Annotated in this window: 22 protein-coding genes and 1 riboswitch; of the genes, 19 read left to right on the top strand and 3 right to left on the bottom strand. The window is 29.8% G+C overall.

What is annotated here, in order from left to right:
* Window positions 1-178: 178 nt before the first annotated feature.
* The 19 genes from KQI41_RS10010 to KQI41_RS09920 all read left to right on the top strand — a co-directional run bounded on the left by KQI41_RS10010 (window position 179) and on the right by KQI41_RS09920 (window position 16,422).
* The gene (locus KQI41_RS10010; RefSeq protein ID WP_216585224.1) at window positions 179-469 is read left to right on the top strand and encodes a DUF2325 domain-containing protein; all 291 of its coding nucleotides are present in this window, start codon (window positions 179-181) and stop codon (window positions 467-469) included.
* A gap of 203 nt (window positions 470-672) precedes the next feature.
* Window positions 673-888 carry a hypothetical protein gene (locus tag KQI41_RS10005; RefSeq protein WP_154441418.1) on the top strand — a complete coding sequence of 72 codons (216 nt, stop codon included), beginning with the start codon at window positions 673-675 and terminating at the stop codon, window positions 886-888.
* 280 nt (window positions 889-1,168) lie between these two features.
* Window positions 1,169-1,753 (top strand): flavodoxin family protein, encoded by a 585-nt coding sequence (locus tag KQI41_RS10000; protein ID WP_195838008.1) that lies wholly within the window; start codon window positions 1,169-1,171, stop codon window positions 1,751-1,753.
* Window positions 1,754-1,881: 128 nt separating this feature from the next.
* Window positions 1,882-2,391, top strand: coding sequence for a GNAT family N-acetyltransferase (locus tag KQI41_RS09995; protein ID WP_216585223.1), 510 nt, complete (start codon window positions 1,882-1,884; stop codon window positions 2,389-2,391).
* Between the two features lie 18 nt (window positions 2,392-2,409).
* The gene (locus KQI41_RS09990; protein ID WP_154441412.1) at window positions 2,410-3,060 is read left to right on the top strand and encodes an L-fuculose-phosphate aldolase; all 651 of its coding nucleotides are present in this window, start codon (window positions 2,410-2,412) and stop codon (window positions 3,058-3,060) included.
* A gap of 26 nt (window positions 3,061-3,086) precedes the next feature.
* Window positions 3,087-4,115 carry an S-methyl-5-thioribose-1-phosphate isomerase gene (gene mtnA, locus KQI41_RS09985; RefSeq protein ID WP_244971101.1) on the top strand — a complete coding sequence of 343 codons (1,029 nt, stop codon included), beginning with the start codon at window positions 3,087-3,089 and terminating at the stop codon, window positions 4,113-4,115.
* A gap of 30 nt (window positions 4,116-4,145) precedes the next feature.
* Window positions 4,146-4,913, top strand: coding sequence for an S-methyl-5'-thioinosine phosphorylase (locus tag KQI41_RS09980; protein WP_216585222.1), 768 nt, complete (start codon window positions 4,146-4,148; stop codon window positions 4,911-4,913).
* A gap of 30 nt (window positions 4,914-4,943) precedes the next feature.
* Window positions 4,944-6,116: a trans-sulfuration enzyme family protein gene (locus tag KQI41_RS09975; protein WP_216585221.1), complete on the top strand. Its 1,173-nt coding sequence runs from the start codon at window positions 4,944-4,946 to the stop codon at window positions 6,114-6,116.
* A 603-nt stretch (window positions 6,117-6,719) separates the two neighbouring features.
* Window positions 6,720-7,688 carry an Rpn family recombination-promoting nuclease/putative transposase gene (locus KQI41_RS09970; protein ID WP_216585220.1) on the top strand — a complete coding sequence of 323 codons (969 nt, stop codon included), beginning with the start codon at window positions 6,720-6,722 and terminating at the stop codon, window positions 7,686-7,688.
* 139 nt (window positions 7,689-7,827) lie between these two features.
* Window positions 7,828-9,312, top strand: a complete 1,485-nt coding sequence (locus tag KQI41_RS09965; protein WP_216585219.1) for a stalk domain-containing protein — start codon at window positions 7,828-7,830, stop codon at window positions 9,310-9,312.
* A complete protein-coding gene (locus KQI41_RS09960) occupies window positions 9,309-9,716 on the top strand; it encodes a hypothetical protein (protein WP_216585218.1) in 408 nt (135 codons plus the stop codon). Before KQI41_RS09965 ends, KQI41_RS09960 begins: the two co-directional genes overlap by 4 nt.
* Window positions 9,673-10,152: a hypothetical protein gene (locus KQI41_RS09955; RefSeq protein ID WP_216585217.1), complete on the top strand. Its 480-nt coding sequence runs from the start codon at window positions 9,673-9,675 to the stop codon at window positions 10,150-10,152. The genes KQI41_RS09960 and KQI41_RS09955 overlap by 44 nt, the downstream gene beginning before the upstream one ends.
* 142 nt (window positions 10,153-10,294) lie before the next feature.
* Window positions 10,295-11,086, top strand: coding sequence for a class I SAM-dependent methyltransferase (locus KQI41_RS09950; protein WP_244971151.1), 792 nt, complete (start codon window positions 10,295-10,297; stop codon window positions 11,084-11,086).
* 33 nt (window positions 11,087-11,119) lie between these two features.
* Window positions 11,120-11,647 (top strand): GNAT family N-acetyltransferase, encoded by a 528-nt coding sequence (locus KQI41_RS09945; protein WP_216585215.1) that lies wholly within the window; start codon window positions 11,120-11,122, stop codon window positions 11,645-11,647.
* A 51-nt stretch (window positions 11,648-11,698) separates the two neighbouring features.
* On the top strand, window positions 11,699-12,709 hold the full coding sequence (gene splB / locus KQI41_RS09940; RefSeq protein WP_216585214.1) for a spore photoproduct lyase: 1,011 nt from the start codon (window positions 11,699-11,701) through the stop codon (window positions 12,707-12,709).
* A gap of 273 nt (window positions 12,710-12,982) precedes the next feature.
* Window positions 12,983-13,543, top strand: coding sequence for a GNAT family N-acetyltransferase (locus KQI41_RS09935; RefSeq protein WP_154441398.1), 561 nt, complete (start codon window positions 12,983-12,985; stop codon window positions 13,541-13,543).
* Window positions 13,544-13,576: 33 nt separating this feature from the next.
* On the top strand, window positions 13,577-14,149 hold the full coding sequence (locus tag KQI41_RS09930) for a DUF4269 domain-containing protein (RefSeq protein WP_216585213.1): 573 nt from the start codon (window positions 13,577-13,579) through the stop codon (window positions 14,147-14,149).
* A gap of 53 nt (window positions 14,150-14,202) precedes the next feature.
* Entirely contained in the window at window positions 14,203-15,078 is an 876-nt protein-coding gene (locus KQI41_RS09925) for an SPL family radical SAM protein (RefSeq protein ID WP_216585212.1), read from the top strand.
* 48 nt (window positions 15,079-15,126) lie between these two features.
* Window positions 15,127-15,185, top strand: a riboswitch (Fluoride riboswitch).
* A 58-nt stretch (window positions 15,186-15,243) separates the two neighbouring features.
* The gene (locus KQI41_RS09920) at window positions 15,244-16,422 is read left to right on the top strand and encodes a cation:proton antiporter (RefSeq protein WP_216585211.1); all 1,179 of its coding nucleotides are present in this window, start codon (window positions 15,244-15,246) and stop codon (window positions 16,420-16,422) included.
* Window positions 16,423-16,465: 43 nt separating this feature from the next.
* Here the strand turns inward: KQI41_RS09920 and KQI41_RS19115 are convergent, their stop codons facing one another.
* The 3 genes from KQI41_RS19115 to KQI41_RS09910 form a co-directional block, all read right to left on the bottom strand.
* Window positions 16,466-16,588 carry a hypothetical protein gene (locus KQI41_RS19115; protein WP_268233527.1) on the bottom strand — a complete coding sequence of 41 codons (123 nt, stop codon included), beginning with the start codon at window positions 16,586-16,588 and terminating at the stop codon, window positions 16,466-16,468.
* A 231-nt stretch (window positions 16,589-16,819) separates the two neighbouring features.
* Window positions 16,820-17,476 carry a DUF998 domain-containing protein gene (locus KQI41_RS09915; RefSeq protein ID WP_216585210.1) on the bottom strand — a complete coding sequence of 219 codons (657 nt, stop codon included), beginning with the start codon at window positions 17,474-17,476 and terminating at the stop codon, window positions 16,820-16,822.
* Window positions 17,466-17,696 (bottom strand): AbrB/MazE/SpoVT family DNA-binding domain-containing protein, encoded by a 231-nt coding sequence (locus KQI41_RS09910; protein WP_154441390.1) that lies wholly within the window; start codon window positions 17,694-17,696, stop codon window positions 17,466-17,468. The genes KQI41_RS09915 and KQI41_RS09910 overlap by 11 nt, the downstream gene beginning before the upstream one ends.
* Window positions 17,697-18,000 lie beyond the last annotated feature (304 nt).

Raw genomic sequence — 18,000 nt, 5'->3', positions numbered from 1 at the left:
ATTATAAAAATAAGAAACGTAATTGTTATAAATAGATAGATAAATAAATGCTACTTAAAAAAAAGTAGTTTTTTTAGAACATTCAATTGATAATGATTATCAATATCTACATAAAAGTAAAATTTACTTAGTGAAAGGGGGATAGCCTATTTAATTTTAAATTAAATAGGAAAATAAAATGTGTATAGTTTTAGTAGGTGGACACGATAGAATGCATGGAGAATATAAAGAGGTAGGTAATAGATATGGTTGTAAAATGAAAGTTTTTACACAGATGCCATCGAAACTTAATAAAAGTATTGGTGATCCAGATGCTATTGTATTATTTACCAATACAGTTTCTCATAAGATGGCTTTAACAGCGGCAAAAGAAGCGAAACGAAAAAACATACCTTTATTAAGATGTCATAATAGTAGCAAGAATTCTTTAGAAGAAACATTGTCACAGTTAAAGATAAAGGTATCTTAAAAAGATACATATAAAAGTTTTTATGTAAAATTCCTATGGATAATATTATCCATAGGAATTTTTTTATGATGAATAAAAAGGTTTTTTATTATATTTTAATATTCTTAACTTCTTAGGAACATATGGGAGTAAGATTTATAGAATATTAGTATGAGAGAACAATGTAAAGAGATAAATTAAAATAAATTTCAAGGGGGAAGGTTATGAAGATTTTATTATTGCCTTTTATTATATTATTCACATTAATATTTGCATTGATAGGGAGCGTATTAAAAGTAACCGGTAGATTACTAGTTGGATTATTAGGTTTATTTTTCACTATCACTGGTATTATACTAAGTTTAACTGTTATTGGTATTGTTGTTGGTATTCCAGTTTTGATTTTAGGGATTATAATGATTATAAGTATTTTTTTCTAAAAGCATTAATAGTTGATGTTTGTGAGTTAGCAGTTACAATTTAATGGAAAGTTTGTTATAATATTAGAAAATATAATAGTTAAAGTTAAAGTTTAACTTTAACTTTAAAGCCCAAGGATTGAAAAATACGACTTTATTTCTTTGATGTTAATATTATACTTTAACATTAAGTAAGAAAATCAACTTTAAATTTCCAGAATTATTTTAAGATTAAGAGGTTTTTTGTTTGATTTTTTTAAAGATAATATTTATGGAAAAGATATATTTAGGGGGAAAACCAATGGAAAAAAGATGGCTTGCAGTATTGGGCAGTCCAAGAATAGGGAAAAACACTGATACATTAATTAATCATTATATAGAAGAGTTGAGTAAAAGAGGAAGAAAAGTAGATAAGGTTGTATTAAGCCAAATAGAACAAAATATCTGTAGTGGATGTGAATATTGTATTAAGAATAAAAAATGTTATTACAATGATGAAATGTCTGAAATAATTGAAAAAATTAAAACTGTAGAAGGTATAATCTTAGGGTCACCTTCTTATAATTACAATGTGACTTCATATATGAAGGTATTTCTTGATAGGCTTTTTTCATTATTTACTTTCCATAAAGGTAGCTGGAGCAGCCAATTAGATTCTAAAAACATAAAGTCAATTATAATAGGTGTATGTGCTGGTCCAGATGAATTAAGTATGGGTTTTACAATGGAAGCAATGAAAAGAGTAATGAAGGACCATGGAGTAGAAATAATCATAGAGGAAAGGTATTTTGGAACAAAGAGAAATCCAGTAGAAATTAATAAAGATATTAAGAATATTATTACAAGAAAATTTAATAATAGTTTTAATCATACTTTTATAAATTAGTATAATGATTTCATAAAAATATTTAAGGTTATATATAATTAGGACAAGCTATCCGTTAACTAAGATTATATTTAGCTTTAATTGGTTTAATTTTAAAAATATCTTATATTTTAAGTAGGAGTGATGGAATGGAATTTAGAATGGCAGATTATAAGGACATAGATGATATAATGAATATAATATTTAAGGCTCAAGAAAACTTTAGAAACAAAAAAATAGATCAGTGGCAAAACAACTATCCTAATCATGATATTATAAGAGAAGATATAAAAAATAAAAATAGTTATGTGTTACTAAAAGATGGCGTTATTATTGGAACTGTATATCTAAGCTTTGATGAAGAACCAACTTATAAAGAGATTTATAAAGGACAATGGCTAAGTAATGAACAATATGCAGTGATACATAGAATGGCTGTTGATTTAGAATATAAAGGATTGGGACTTGCCACCCTTATGATGAAATATGTGGAAGATATTTGCTTAAGTAAGAATATTCACAGCATAAAAGTAGATACCCATAGTGAAAACCTTTCAATGCAAAGGTCTTTAGAAAAAAATGGATATAAATATTGTGGAATAATATATTTAGAAGATGGAAATGAAAGAGTTGCTTTTGAGAAATTGTTATTAAACTAGTGAATAGGAGTGGATTTAATGATAATGTTAGAAGAGAGAAAGCTAATTGTTGAATATGGGAAAAAGTTAGTTACATCCAATCTTACTAAAGGAACAGGTGGAAATTTAAGTATTTATAATAGAGAGAAGAACTTAATGGCTATTTCTCCATCAGGTATAGATTATTTTAAAATAGATGTGGAAGATATTGTAGTTCTGGATTTAAAAGGAAATATAGTAGATGGTCATAGAGAGCCTTCCAGTGAATATCATATGCACAGGATTTTCTATGAGAATAGAGATGACATAGATGCCATAATTCACACTCATACTATGTATGCAACTACATTAGCTTGTTTGAATTGGTCATTGCCTCCAGTACATTATATGTTAGCCTTAGCAGGGCCTGATGTGAGATGTGCAAATTATGCTACCTATGGAACTAAAGAGTTAGCAGAAAATGCCTTTGAAGCTATGAAGGATAGATATGCAGTCCTTTTAGCCAACCATGGACTTTTAGTAGGCTCAAAGGATTTAGCCAATGCTTTTAATATCACTGAAGAAATTGAATATGTAGCAGAATTATATTATAGAACTAAAGCCATAGGAGAGCCAGTAATATTGTCTGAAAAAGAGATGACTTTAATGATTGAAAAATTTAAGACCTATGGACAGGTGAAAAAAGATTAAACTAGATTTAGAGGGAGAGAAGAATAATGGAGATAAAAACCATAGAGTTTAAAGATGATATATTATATTTAATAGATCAAAGAAAGTTGCCAGGAATTTATGAAATATTTCAGTGTAATGATTATAAAGAAGTAGAATTTGCCATTAGAGATATGGTGGTCAGGGGAGCACCAGCCATAGGAGCTACAGTAGCCTATGGAGTAGTATTAGCAGCTAAGGAGTTCTTAAAAGAAGATGAATTCTTTAAAAAGATGGAAGAAGCTTTAATTTTTCTAGGTAACTCCAGACCTACAGCAGTAAATTTAATGTGGGCAATTAAAAGAATGGGAGATTTAATAGAAAGCAACAAGAATCTACCTTTAGATGAATTATATAAAAGGATAGAGAAGGAAGCAGACGCCATACTTGTTGAAGATATAGAAACAAATAAGACCATGGCAAAGTATGGAAATGAAGTGATAAAAGAAAATGCTACTATTTTAACTCATTGTAATACAGGAGCATTGGCAACAGCAGGTTATGGAACAGCCCTTGGAGTAATTAGAGAAGCTCACTATACTGGAAAGAATATATTTGTATACGCAGATGAGACAAGACCTAGACTTCAAGGAGGCAGATTAACAGCTTGGGAACTGGTACAGGAAGGAATTCCATCAAAGTTAATAGCTGACAATGTGGCTGCAACCTTAATAAGAGATGGAAAAATAGATGTAATCTTAGTTGGAGCTGATAGAATTGCTACTAATGGAGATACTGCAAATAAAATAGGAACTTTTATGTTATCAGTAATAGCCAAAACATATAATGTTCCATTTTATATAGTAGCACCTACAACCACTATAGATTTTGATATAGAAACAGGTAAAGAAATTGAAATTGAAGAAAGAGACATATCTGAAGTAACTCATATAGATGGAATAAGAATTGCTCCAGAAGGAATAGATGTATATAATCCTGCATTTGATGTTACACCTTGGGAGAATATAACTGGAATAATAACTGAAAAAGGAATTATTAGACTTCCATATAAAGAGAATATTATGAAATTAAAATAAGGACTAAATATAAATTATAGAGGTGAAAATATGGGAAAGGCTATAATTGGAGGAACGGGAGTATATGATGCAGGAAGTATAAGTGAAAAAAGATTAGTAAATACAAAATACGGTAAAGTTGAAGTAGATATTTTGAATATAAATGGAGAAGAAATCGTATTTTTGGCAAGACATGGCAAGGAACATTCTGTACCACCTCATTTAATAAACTATAGAGCAAATATAATGGCTCTAAAACAATTGGGAATCAAATATATATATGCAACAGCTGCAGTGGGATCTTGTAATAAAAACTATGAACCGGGAGATATTGTTATAATAAAAGATTTCATAGATTTTACAAAACTAAGACCTATGACTTTTTTTGAAGGAAAAGATGAGCCAGTGAAGCATGTGGATATGAGTGAACCCTATTGTAAAAAATTAAGAGAGAAATTTTATCTAACTGCTAGAGATATAGGATTAGATATAAAAGGTGAGGCAGTATATGTATGTACTGAAGGTCCGAGATTTGAAACACAGTATGAAATAAAGATGTACAAGAATCTAGAGGGAGATGTAGTAGGAATGACCAATGTGCCAGAAGTAGTACTGGCGAAAGAGTTAGGTATATGTTATGGAGTAGTGGGAATCATTACGAATTGGTGTACGGGAATCAAAGGGGAAATTGCCATACATGACATTCAGGGAGCTTTGGAAAAAAGCAAAGCAAAGATTACAGAAGGATTTATTAAAGTATTTTCAAGTGACTTAAATCAAGAGAATTGTAAATGTAATAATTCAATTATAGAACTGTAAGTAATCTAAAATAAGATTTGGAGGGATAAAATGAGATTTGATACAAGGACTATTCATGGAGGGGCTAAAGGCCAAAATCCAAGTAATGCCTTAAACCCACCTATATTTCAAACTTCCACATTTGTATTTGATAATATAGAACACGCAAATAAAATAATGTCTTTTGAATCAGATGATTATGTTTATACAAGAGGAAACAACCCTACCATTAGATTATTTGAAAATCGAATGGCAGAATTAGAACATGGAGTAGGAGCAGTAGCTTTTTCTTCAGGAATGGCAGCCATTAGCTCTACTATATTTTCTTTATTAAAACCCAAAGATACCATTATAGTTCATAGAACTCTATATGGTTCATCTTATAGTGTAGTTACAGAATTGCTGCCAAAATATAATATAAATTATAAAATTGTAGATTTAACAGATTTGAATGAGCTTGAAAACACAATAGATGAATCTACTAAAGTTATATATTTTGAAACTCCATCAAATCCTGATTTATCTATTATAGATATAAGAAAGGTTGCAGAAATAGGAAAGAAAAATAATATAAAAATAGTAGTTGATAATACCTTCGCTTCACCATATTTTCAAAATCCATTATTATTAGGAGCAGATATAGTAGTTCATAGTGCTACAAAATATATCTGTGGTCATGGTGACGTAGTGGCAGGAGTTGCCATATCTAAGGATATAGAATATATAAATTATTTAAAATTTGGCTATATGTGTGAATTTGGAGGAGCCATGAGTCCTTTTAATGCTTGGCTGCTTCTTAGGGGATTAAAAACCTTAGGAATTAGAATGAGACAGCATGAAAAAAATGCAAAGGAAGTAGTTGATTTCCTAAAAAATCATACAAAGATAGATTCAGTACTATATCCAGGTTTAGAGGATTTTAAAGGTCATAATATAGCAAAGGAACAGATGAGAGGCTTTGGAGCTATGATAAGCTTTGAAGTAAAGGGTGGGTTAGAATCTGCAATAAAATTTGTAGATGGATTAAAATTGGCTCAGTTGGCAGTTAGTTTAGGAGATTGTGAAACCTTAGTTCAGATACCGGCTGCCATTACTCACAGAGGATACCCAGAGAAAAGATTAGCTGAATTTGGTCTTACAGAAAGTATGGTGAGAATATCTGTTGGATTGGAAGATAGCAAAGATATAATTGAAGATTTAGAAGAAGGACTAAAACTAATTTAAAAACAGTAAGAATAAAATCTTACTGTTTTATAATAAATAGAAAATAGTTAGATTACCACTACTATTGCTGTGAAAAATCAGAATTTTTAGGGGCTAGTAATTACCTTTTATTCATAACTAGCAAATAATTGATAATATTGGTTGGAAAAAAAAGGGGTAATTTGGGAAAATTAATCCCGCATCACACTTAAATTTAAAGCCAAAACTTTAGCTAATTTTTATATTATAGAAAATGATAAACAAAAATTACAAGTACTAACTACAAATAAGCTAAAAAATCATAAAGTTTTTATGTTTTCAAAAGTAGTGCTCTTTTGACAAACTACACAAAGTATTTATATAATAATATATAGAAAATATATAATGTTAACTATATAAAGTGGCTATAAATCAATAAAAAAGGTATAAAACTAATATATTTTTAAATGAACAGCAGTTGTATAAGTTATACAAAAGGCTTATACAATGTATATATATGGATTTTTTAGAATCATCAATATTAAAGTAGATATAATAGAATAAGAGTATACCACTAGAATATATGGAAGAATAATTATATAAATGATATAATAAATTCAATAAGACTAAAAAGTTGGTGATAGGATGAAAAATGAAATAGTAAATAAACATGATGCCACATTTAAGGAAGTATTTAGTCAGAAAAGAATAGCAAAAGATTTTATAGAAAATAATATACCTAAAGAAGCTTTAGATATAATGGATATGGATACTTTGGAGTTACAGAAGGATACCTTTATAAACAAAGAATTACAAGAAAACTTTTCAGATCTAATTTATAGGGTAAAAATAAACAATAAAGATGCTTATATATCTTTTCTAATAGAGCATAAGTCCTATAAAGATAAATTGGCAATATTTCAATTAAATAAATATATCCTAGAATCATGGATGACAATAATACAAAAAGAGAACAAAGAAGAACTGCCAATTATTGTTCCAATGCTTATTTATCATGGAAAAGAAAAATGGAATATTAGGACTGACATAAGAGATATGATACCAGGTTTTTGTCAGTTACCAGAATTTTTTAGAGAAAGAGTACCAGTATTTAAACATGATTTTTTCAATATAGGAGAATATGAAGAAAATGACTTTCAGAAACTAACTAGATTAACAGCAATGATGCTAAAAGCGTTTAAATATTCCTTTGAAGAGGATTTAGAAGTGGTTTTGAAAAATTTTCTATTAGCATTAGAAGAGGTACAAAAAGAAGAATCATTTGAGACAATAATATATTATGGGGAAATATATTTAAGATATATAGAATTAACGAATGGTGATGTGATGGAAGAAGATATAAGAAATGAAATAATAAAATTAGATGGGAAGGGGGCTGTTACTATGAGTATATTAGAAAGAAGAGAGTTATTAGGAATGGAAAAAGGACTACAAGAAGGAATAGAAAAAGGATTACAGGAAGGAATGCAGAAAAGAAATATTGAGATAGCTAAGAATCTAATAAAGGAAGGGTTAGAAGTAGACTTAATAGTAAAAACAACAGGTCTTTCTAAATCTGAAGTGGAAGAATTAAGGGAACAGCTTAATAACTGAAAATAATATAAATGCGACAGGTATAATGAGTTCCTGTCGTATTTTATAGAGTAAAATCGGATAAATTTATTTTTAAGTTACATAAATTAGTAAAGCTTGGATCAAGGAAAACATTATAAGAAATAGGGGGAAAATATAAATGAACAAGAAAGCAGATATTTTAAAGAAAACAGGAGTAGCTACATTAGTTGCGATTACACTATTAGGACCAGTAGGTTGTAATGCTGTGGAGAATACACAAAATACTACACAAGCAGCAGTATTAAATAACATGGAGAATAATAAAGACCAATTCTCCCAATACAAGACCAATGTTGAGAAAATGGAAGACGCTACATATGACTACAAGGTAACCCTAATACAAAAAGATGGTACGAAAATAAGATTGGATAACAAGTTTGCCTATGGAATTAAAATGGTAAATGGAAGAACATCTGTAGCCATAAGAGACATTGCAGACAATATAGAAGGATTAGACCTAACATGGGACCAAGCTAATTCATTAGCCATAGCCAAAGGGAATGGTAAAGAATTAAAGTACCCAATAAATAAAAGGGTAATGTCCTCAAATGGAGAACTAGTAGAACTAGATACTTCAGCAACAGTAGACCCTGCTGTTAGCAGAACCTACCTACCATTTAGAAGTATAATGGAAAGCCTAGGATATACAGTAGACTATTACCATGAAGCAAAGGCAATAGACATTAGAGAAGAAGGTGCACCTAAGCAAGAACATGTAGTAGAGAAACCAACTACACCAGTGGAGAAACCAGTAGAGAAACCAACTACACCTACACAACCTACCAAACCAGTTGAGAAACCAGTTGAGAAACCAACTACTCCACCTAAACCAGTGGAAAAACCAGTAGAGAAACCTGTGGAGAAACCAAAAGAAGAGAAACCAACTACTCCACCTAAACCAGTAGAAAAGCCAGTGGAAAAACCTGTGGAGAAACCAATAGAAAAGCCAGTAGAGAAACCAGTAGAAAAGCCCGTAGAGAAACCAATTGAAAAGCCAAGCCAAAGTAGTAATAAGGCAACTATTGAGGATTTAGAAGATGTAATATCATTCTATAAGGATTTTGGGTACTTTATGTCCCCTAGGTACACAGCAGTAGACCTATCCACTATAAAAGAAATACCAAATAAAGATGGAAAATACGTAGAGAATAAATATAAAAAGTTAGTAGGTCTGGGAGATGTAAAACAGGAATTAAGTTTTAGTAGAAGTAAATTGTATGATGCAACTAGTTATTACAAAGATATAATAATACCTCAATATGGTATACAAGAGAATGATAATGGAGAAATAGGGGTAGCCCTTAACTTATCAGTCAGAAGCCCTGTAAGCCCTAGAACAATGAGTACCTACGCCATAGCAGATACAGAAGGAACCATATATACAACAAGAGCATCAGGTGGAACAATATTTGCTAACAAAGGTGAAACCCTAGAAGGTAAAACATTAAAGACATTATACTTTTATGACAACGGTACAATAATTGAAATCAATTTAAATAAACCTGTTAAAATAAAGAATATGAAAAGAGATAAACCTTCAAATAGAAAAGGTGTGAAGTATGGTGAAACCGTACAATTGATAAAGATAGGTGATTTAAAATGATAACAAACAAACGAAAGATAACTCTACTGGTATGTGTAGTAATGTTACTAACATCAACAGTATTTGCAGATAATGCTGAAGTTGGAGACCAAACCCTATCTGTCCCAGGAGTAGGATTTTACCTAAACCCGGATGGAAAACCCAATGACACTAGGACTAGGGATAATGGGAACAATACCTATACACAAACAATAACTAATATGACACCAGTGCCAAATGGAACAACACAAGTAAATATAAATTGGGGACAAGAAGCATTACAAGGTGCAGGTAAAGAAGGAAATTTTAATTCCAATGGACATGACGTCACCAATGGTCAACAAGTTATAGATACCTTTGGAGATAGGTTGTTAGGCTCAGATGCCATCAGAGGGCAAAGGACCTACAACATGCGTAGCTTCTAACCCTTATATATGCTTAGATTCCTATAGAGAAGTATTCCTGTACTCCTACACCACAACAACAGACCTGCCAACACCACCTACTAGAAACCATGGACCTTGTCCCGCATATGATAATGTGGGTTTCAAGGAGTGGGATAGTGCATGGGGAGAAAACTATTTCCCTAAAGCAGGTGATGGAGAGCATTGGAAATACTGGAACTCAACGAATGTAAATAAGGGATACAATAAGAGTATCCACTATGAAACAAGAGGAGTAGTTCCCGGGGCTACAAACCCAGCAAATATATTAAATGGTAGACCAGTAGAAACTACACAATGGACACCTCTTTCAGATGCTAAATATGAAACATTCTTAGCAGAACCTGTAGGTAAAATAGACTACACTTGGGTAGATAACTCACACCCAACAAGAGACGGGTATGAGATAAAGAATTGAAGATTTAGAAGAGGGATTAAAACTAATTTAAAAACAGTAAGAGTGAAATCTTACTGTTTTATAATATATAAAAATAAACTTATTATTATCATATTTATCTTTATAATTAAATCTATTAAAATGGGAGTGATTAAACTTGAGAATGGAAGATATATTTGAGATAAAAAATGAAGAAGAAAGAGTGTCAGCAATTTATAATATTTTTGATGAAAGTACACGATTATCTACTAAGGCAACTAGAGTTGAATTTTTAACTACCATAAGACAGATTGAAAAATATCTTAAACCAGGTATGAAAATATTGGATTTAGGTGCCGGTACTGGAGAATATAGTTTATATTTTGCCCAAAATGGCTTCAAAGTAACAGCAGTTGAATTAGTGGAAAAACATGTTTCTCAGATTAAAGAAAAAATTAATGATGAAATGTCACTTAAAGTTTTTCAGGGAAATGCAATGAATATATCTATGATTGAAGATAAAACCTACGATATAGTATTATGTTTCGGACCGTTATATCATTTGGAAAAGATAGAAGATAGAATGAAATGTATAGAAGAAGTAAAAAGGGTTTGTAAAGATAATGGTAAAATGTTCTTTGCCTTTATTTCCAATGATATGGTGATTACCACTGAGACCATGTGTTACAATCCTACCTTTCTAACTGGAGATACATATAATCATCATACCTTTAAAGTTAAAGATTTTCCATTTGTTTTTCATACAGTAGATGATTGTAGACAAATATTGAGAAATTCAGATTTGATAATTAATAATGAGGTTGCTACAGATGGACTAAGTGAGTTGTTAGCAGATAAAATAAATAATATGAATGATGAAAGTTATGATAAATGGCTAAATTATCACTATTATTGTTGCGAAAAACCAGAATTCTTAGGGACAAGTAATCATCTTTTGTTTATAACTAGTAAATAACGTTCATTAAAAAGAATATAAGGAGGAAAGATTATGAAAACGCCTATATTAGAAAGCAAAAGGATAATCCTTCGACCTCTTACTATAGATGATGCTGAAAATATTTATAGAAGTTGGACATCTGACCCAGAAGTCGCAAAATTCATGATGTGGGATACACATAAATCTATTGATGATACTATTGAATGGTTAAAAATAGAAGTAGAAAATGTTCATAAAGAAGGTCTTTATAATTGGGGATTGGTGTTAAAAGAAACTGGAGAATTATTTGGTTCAGGTGGCATATACTACAAGGAACATCTTAATTGTTATGAACTTGGATATAACATTATGAAAAAATATTGGGGACAAGGACTGACTACAGAAGCTGGAAAAATCATATTAGATTTTGCCATAGATACTTTGGGAGAGAAAAAGTTCTTTTGTAGACATGCCATCGATAATATTGGTTCAAAAAAAGTAATGGAGAAATTAGGATTTCAATATCATTCAGATAGTTCCTATAATAGTCTAAGTGGTGAAAAACAATTTTTAAGTAAGGACTATTATCTAAATATATAGTTACTGAATTAATATTTGCTAATAAGGAAATAATATTTCTGAGGTGAAAAAATGAAATTGTTCATGCCAGATAGAGTATATATTGATCCTAAAAGTTTAGAATATGATACTGGAATAATGGTAAAGGAAAAATTAGAAACGTTAAATATTCCCATAATACAAACAAAAAAAGTTGAAATAGAAGGTAAATCACCTTCTGAAAATTATGCTAAAGCTAAAAAGACTATTTATCTAACTGTTAATAGGGAAAAAAAACTAAGAAAGTGTAAGCCATCGGCAGATTATCAATTTGCTTTATCAAGTTCATGTCCTGGACATTGCGAATATTGTTATTTACAAACAACGCAAGGTGAAAAACCCTTTATGAAAGTGTTTGTAAATGTAGATGAAATATTGAAGGTAATTCAGGAACATATAGATGAGAATTTACCTAATATAACTACTTTTGAATGTGGAAGTATTACAGATCCAGTTGCCCTTGAGCATTTAACAGGAAGTCTAAAAAAGTGCATAGAATTCTTCTCTAATAGTGAAAATGGAAGACTTAGGATAATCACTAAATTTAATAATGTAGACTCATTTTTAGATATAAAACATAATGATCATACTAAGTTTAGGTTTAGCATAAATACTAAATATATAATAGGAAAATTTGAACACAGTACTTCTAGTTTTGAAGAAAGAATAGAAGCTGCAACAAAAATTGCAAAGGCAGGATATCCCATAGGTTTTATTATTGCTCCGATTATGATATATGAAAACTGGAAAGAGGATTATAGGGAACTGCTAACAAGTTTGAAATCTCAACTTGTGGACTATAATAAAGAGATTACCTTTGAACTTATACAGCATAGATTTACGGCTACTGCAAAGGAATTAATTCTTACTAGATTTCCAAATACTGAATTAGATCTCAATGAAGAAAATAGGCAACTTAAGTGGGGACCCTATGGAAAATTTAAATACGTTTACCCTAAAGAACAAAGTACGGAAATAAAAGAATATATTTCAGAACTAATCCAAGATAATTTTATTAATTCTAGAATTGAATATTTTACTTAAGTATTATGAAAAAATAAATGAAAGATTAACCTTTACCATATGGAAAATTTTCTGATTTTAATGAATATAATAGTTAAGGTCTTAAAAGCACACATAAATCAAAATAAAACATAATGTCTCAGCATATTATGTTTTATTTTGATTTATCATTTTATATATACCATTTATATTATTATAGGTGGTATAATAGGGATTATATTAGAAATAAATACATAATGCTGAAATAATATTATTATTAAATATACAAATAAAATTATAATCTTGGAGGATAGGATGAGAATAGAGAAAGAAAATATAGTTATTAGAAGTGTAACGATATATGATGCGGAACAATTGAATCAATGGTGGAATGATGGTAAAGTCATGGAACACGCAGGTTTTCCCAATGGATTGGGAGAATCTTTAGAAACTACCATAGCTGGTATTAAAAGCCGTGAAGGAAAACTAAGCCAACGTTGTATAATAGAAATAGATGGAAAGCTTGTAGGGGAACTATGCTATAGAATCAAAGATAATAATACAGTAGAGCCGGGATGGAAAATATGCGACTTTAACTATCAAAATCAAGGATACGGGTCTAAAATCATTATAATGTTATTGGAATTTCTTTTTACAGATGAAGCAATTAATTCCAGGTTTCTAATAGAAAAGGTTGTTTGGGATACTATGCTTGAAAATAAAAGAGCACAGTATGTTTATGAAAACAAAATCGGAGCAAAGAAAATTGGTATTAGAGAAAATACTTGGAAAGATCAGCTAGGAAACTTACGAAGCGCAGTTGACTATGAAATAACAAAGGAAGATTTTTTTAGATTACATCAAAAAGTTAAGTAATTTAGTAAATATATAAATTGGTGGAGATTAAAAATGATTAATACTAGCAAAAGAAATTGGAAGGATATATCATATCTAAAAGAAGGTAATTCTAAACAAAGAAAAACATATGAAATCCTTATAAATACACAAATTTTAGATGTTTTAAAGAATTATACTCCAATAATAGTAGGAACAATTCCAATAGATATAGATGTTGAAAATAGTGATTTAGATATAGTTTGTAAAGTAGAAGATTTTAATATGTTTGAAAATATATTAAAAAGTAATTTTGAAAGATACGATTGTTTTAAGATTATAAATTATGAATATGATATATTAGTGTGTAATTTCATAGTAAATAATATTGAAATAGAAATATATGGCTCCAAAATTGATACAGAAAAATCAAATGGATATAGACATATGATTATAGAAGACAGACTTTTAAATTTATATGGTGATGATTTTAGAAAAGAGGTAATTAATTTAAAGATAAATGGATTAAAAACAGAACCGTCATTTGCAAAGATACTAAATTTAAAGGGTAATCCTTATGATGAATTACTAAAACTCGAAAGGTATAGTGATATGGAGTTGATTTCTAAATATAAGAAAATCAGATGATATGATTAAAATTAATTTGATTATATATGGAAAAGAAAGTAAGGGTGTAAAATATGCACGAAGTAAAGGTAAAGGGAATTTTATCTTCTAAAAATGGAATGAATTTATATCGTGGTTGTTCTCACGGGTGTATATACTGTGATTCCCGAAGTAAGTGTTATCAAATGCATCATGATTTTGAAGATATAGAAGTAAAGATTAATGCTGTTGAATTACTAGAAGATGCCTTAAAGAGAAAACGGAAAAAATGTATGATTGGTACAGGTGCCATGACTGATCCATATATTCCAATTGAAATTCAGTTACAGCACACAAGAAGCTCTTTAGAACTTATTGATAAATATGGTTTTGGAGTAGCTATACAGACTAAATCCAATAGAATCCTTAGGGATTTAGATATATTAAAAAGTATAAATGAAAAGGCTAAATCTGTTGTTCAAATTACCTTAACTACATTTGATGAAAAACTTTGTTCCTTAATAGAGCCAAATGTATCTACTACAAAAGAACGGGTTGAGGTTTTAAACATAATGAGAGACAACAACATTCCTACTATAGTTTGGCTGTGTCCAATTCTACCTTTTATAAATGATACTGAAGAAAATATAAATGGAATTTTAGACTATTGTGAGGAAGCCAAGGTAAAGGGGATTATTTGTTTTAGTATGGGATTAACACTTAGAGAAGGTAATAGAGAGTATTTTTATAATGCTTTAGATAAAAGGTTTCCCGGACTCAAACAACAATATATAAAATCTTTTGGAAATGTATATGATATAAAAAGTAAAAATAATGACAAATTGATGGATTTATTTCAAGAAAGATGTAAGAGAAGTGGAATTATATATAATATAAATGAGATATTTACTTATCTTTATACATTTGAAAATAAAGATAAATCTAAACAAATCAGTTTGTTTGATTTATAGATTAAAAAGCTTCTTGATACAATTAAAGTTTAGTACTATACTGATAATATAATAGAGGGTGATGGAGTTCACCGAAATTGCTTAAAGCTAATGACTCCTACAGAAATACTATAGTATTTCTGTAGGAGTTTTTTTGTTTATAGTCACATGAAAGGAGAGAATTTTATGGCTAAGAGTTTAGGAATTATTTTATTATTAGGGTTGTTGGTAAACAAGTTATTTGAAAAAATAAAATTACCAGGACTTCTAGGAATGATAATATTGGGAATAATAATAGGACCTTATGGATTTAATTTAATTGGAAAGGATATGTTAACTTCCTCTGCTGATTTAAGAAAAATTGCATTAATCGTAATTTTGCTTAGGGCAGGATTTGGTATAAATAAAAGTGATTTAAAGAAAGTCGGAAAAATTGCACTTAAAATGAGCTGTATACCAGGCTTGGTAGAAGGATTTTTCATTGCATTTGCATCAGTTAAGTTCTTGGATTTTTCTTTTGTTGAGGGAGGAATGTTAGGATTTATTATTGCCGCAGTTTCTCCTGCTGTTGTAGTTCCCTCTATGTTAAAACTGATGGAAAATAATATTGGAACAGATAAAGGAATACCAACATTAATATTGGCAGGAGCCTCTATTGACGATGTAATTGCAATTACTATATTCAGTGGATTTTTAGGTTTATATAGTGGGTCCAATATCAATATAGGTATGCAGTTATTAAATATTCCAATATCAATATTATTGGGAGTTTTGATAGGTGCTATTGTTGGAATCATAGTAGTGAAGATATTTAATAAATATAATATAAAAGATACAAAGAAAGTTTTATTAATACTAGGACTATGTATTTTATTTACTGAATTAGAAGAACTACTAAAGACAAAGGTATCCTTAGCTTCATTATTAGGAGTTATGACTATAGGCGTTATTATAATTGAAAAGATACCAAAGGTAGGTAAAAAACTAGCAGGAAAGTTTAATGAAATATGGATTTTTGCTGAAATAATGCTATTTGTATTAGTAGGAGATGAGGTAAATATTGGAGTTGCACTTAATGCAGGTAAAATAGGAATCATAGTATTATTAATTGGTCTTATAGGTAGAAGTATAGGAGTAATGTTTTCTTTATTGAACACAGATTTAAATTGGAAAGAGAGGATATTTTGTGTTATTGCCTATATACCGAAGGCAACAGTTCAGGCTGCAATGGGAGCAGTACCACTGTCACTAGGAGTAGAATCAGGAGATATTATATTGGCTATCGCAGTATTATCCATATTAATTACAGCACCACTGGGAGCAATAGGAATAAATATTTCTGCGAAGCACTTATTAAGTAAATAAACAAATAAATGCCCTAGAAAAAATCTAGGGCATTTATATTATATTAGCATCTACGACCTCCGCCGCCAAAGCAACCACTATTAGTAAAAAGAACCACTAATAGTAAAAAGAAGAATAATAAAGAATCATCATTATCACAGCCTCTTCCTCCAAATAAGCCACCCATGAAGACACCCCCTATATTATTAATATTTATAAACGAGTGAAAGCACTCATTATAGAATATGTAAAGTAATGGTAAAGTGTTAATAAAAATATAATAGTTTCCATTAAGTCAAGTATTTTATTAGCTAATTTTGTTACTGAATCCTTAGTATATATGACTTCAAATGGTGACTTAACAACCCTCATTATTTGATTTTGTGCATTTACAATTTTATAGTATCATTGCAGCATCTCATTTCATAAATATATTTTTGAATGAAACTATAATGATTGGCGCATACATACAAAGCAAAGTTAATCTTTGCCATATTCCCTCATTAGAAATTATAGTATTTTCAAACCTTGCCTTATCAGCCATTATAAACAAAGCAAAAAACATTATAGCTAAAGCAAAAAATATAAATGACATAACACTACAAACTATATCGTTTGAGTGTATAGATACAATCCCAATAATTAAGGGAATAAAGGTTAAAACAAAAAATCCTAAAACAGAGCCATATCCATGTATTTTTTCGGGTAGAGTTGTAAGTGTCTTTGTTTCTCCAACTGAAAATATACCAGATAATATACAGGCTCCAATAGCATAAAATACTACACAAAATAGCAATACTTTTGAAAGTATATTTGAAGTAGGTAAATATATTGCATACAATTTTAAACTACCAAGAATAAGCATAATTCCTGCAGCAATGAGCCACAAGTTATATATTAAATGTATTGGGGAATTATGATTACCTAACAAACTCATTACCATTGTCAAATGATTATATTTTTTACAAAATGGTGCAAGAAAAAAAGGTATAACCAAATCCCCAATCGTTGCAATGAGTAAGAGAATAAAGCCTACATTTGACATACTAAAGAATTTTGCCATATTATTTATCATCTGGCTTAAACCCTCCTAAACCTTTAAGGATTTTTATTGCAACTTCTTGCATAACATCGGCTTTTGCAATAGCAATTCCTTGTTCCTCATCTCCTAAAACCAATAAAGTGTCTCCTGGTTTTATATCAAACAAATCTCTTGCTTCTTTAGGAATTACAATTTGTCCTCGTTCTCCTACCTTGACTGTTCCAAAAATATGTTTACCTTTTGGTAATGACATTTTCAATCCCCTCCATATTCATACTTTTCATACCAATGTGAAAAGTATACCATTAATCAAATAGTAAGTCGAGAAAACACCCGTCACAAATCGTATTATATGCTTTATTTCAGCCAATACTAGAATATATGCACTCATATGTCAGCAGTAGGTACTCGTGTACGATTAGGTGGGTTATCAGTGTTTTTTATAGAAGAAGAAAATATAAAAAACGGTTTAGCAAAAAAATGAATTACGGAATATGAAGCATAAAAAAGATAAGATTATTAAAAGAATTAAGAACTAAGTACAATATTTTTAAAAA

It is taken from the genome of Tissierella pigra (assembly GCF_018917845.1).
Classification (GTDB): Bacteria; Bacillota; Clostridia; order Tissierellales; family Tissierellaceae; genus Tissierella; species Tissierella pigra.
This window is presented reverse-complemented; position numbering and strand designations above follow the sequence as displayed.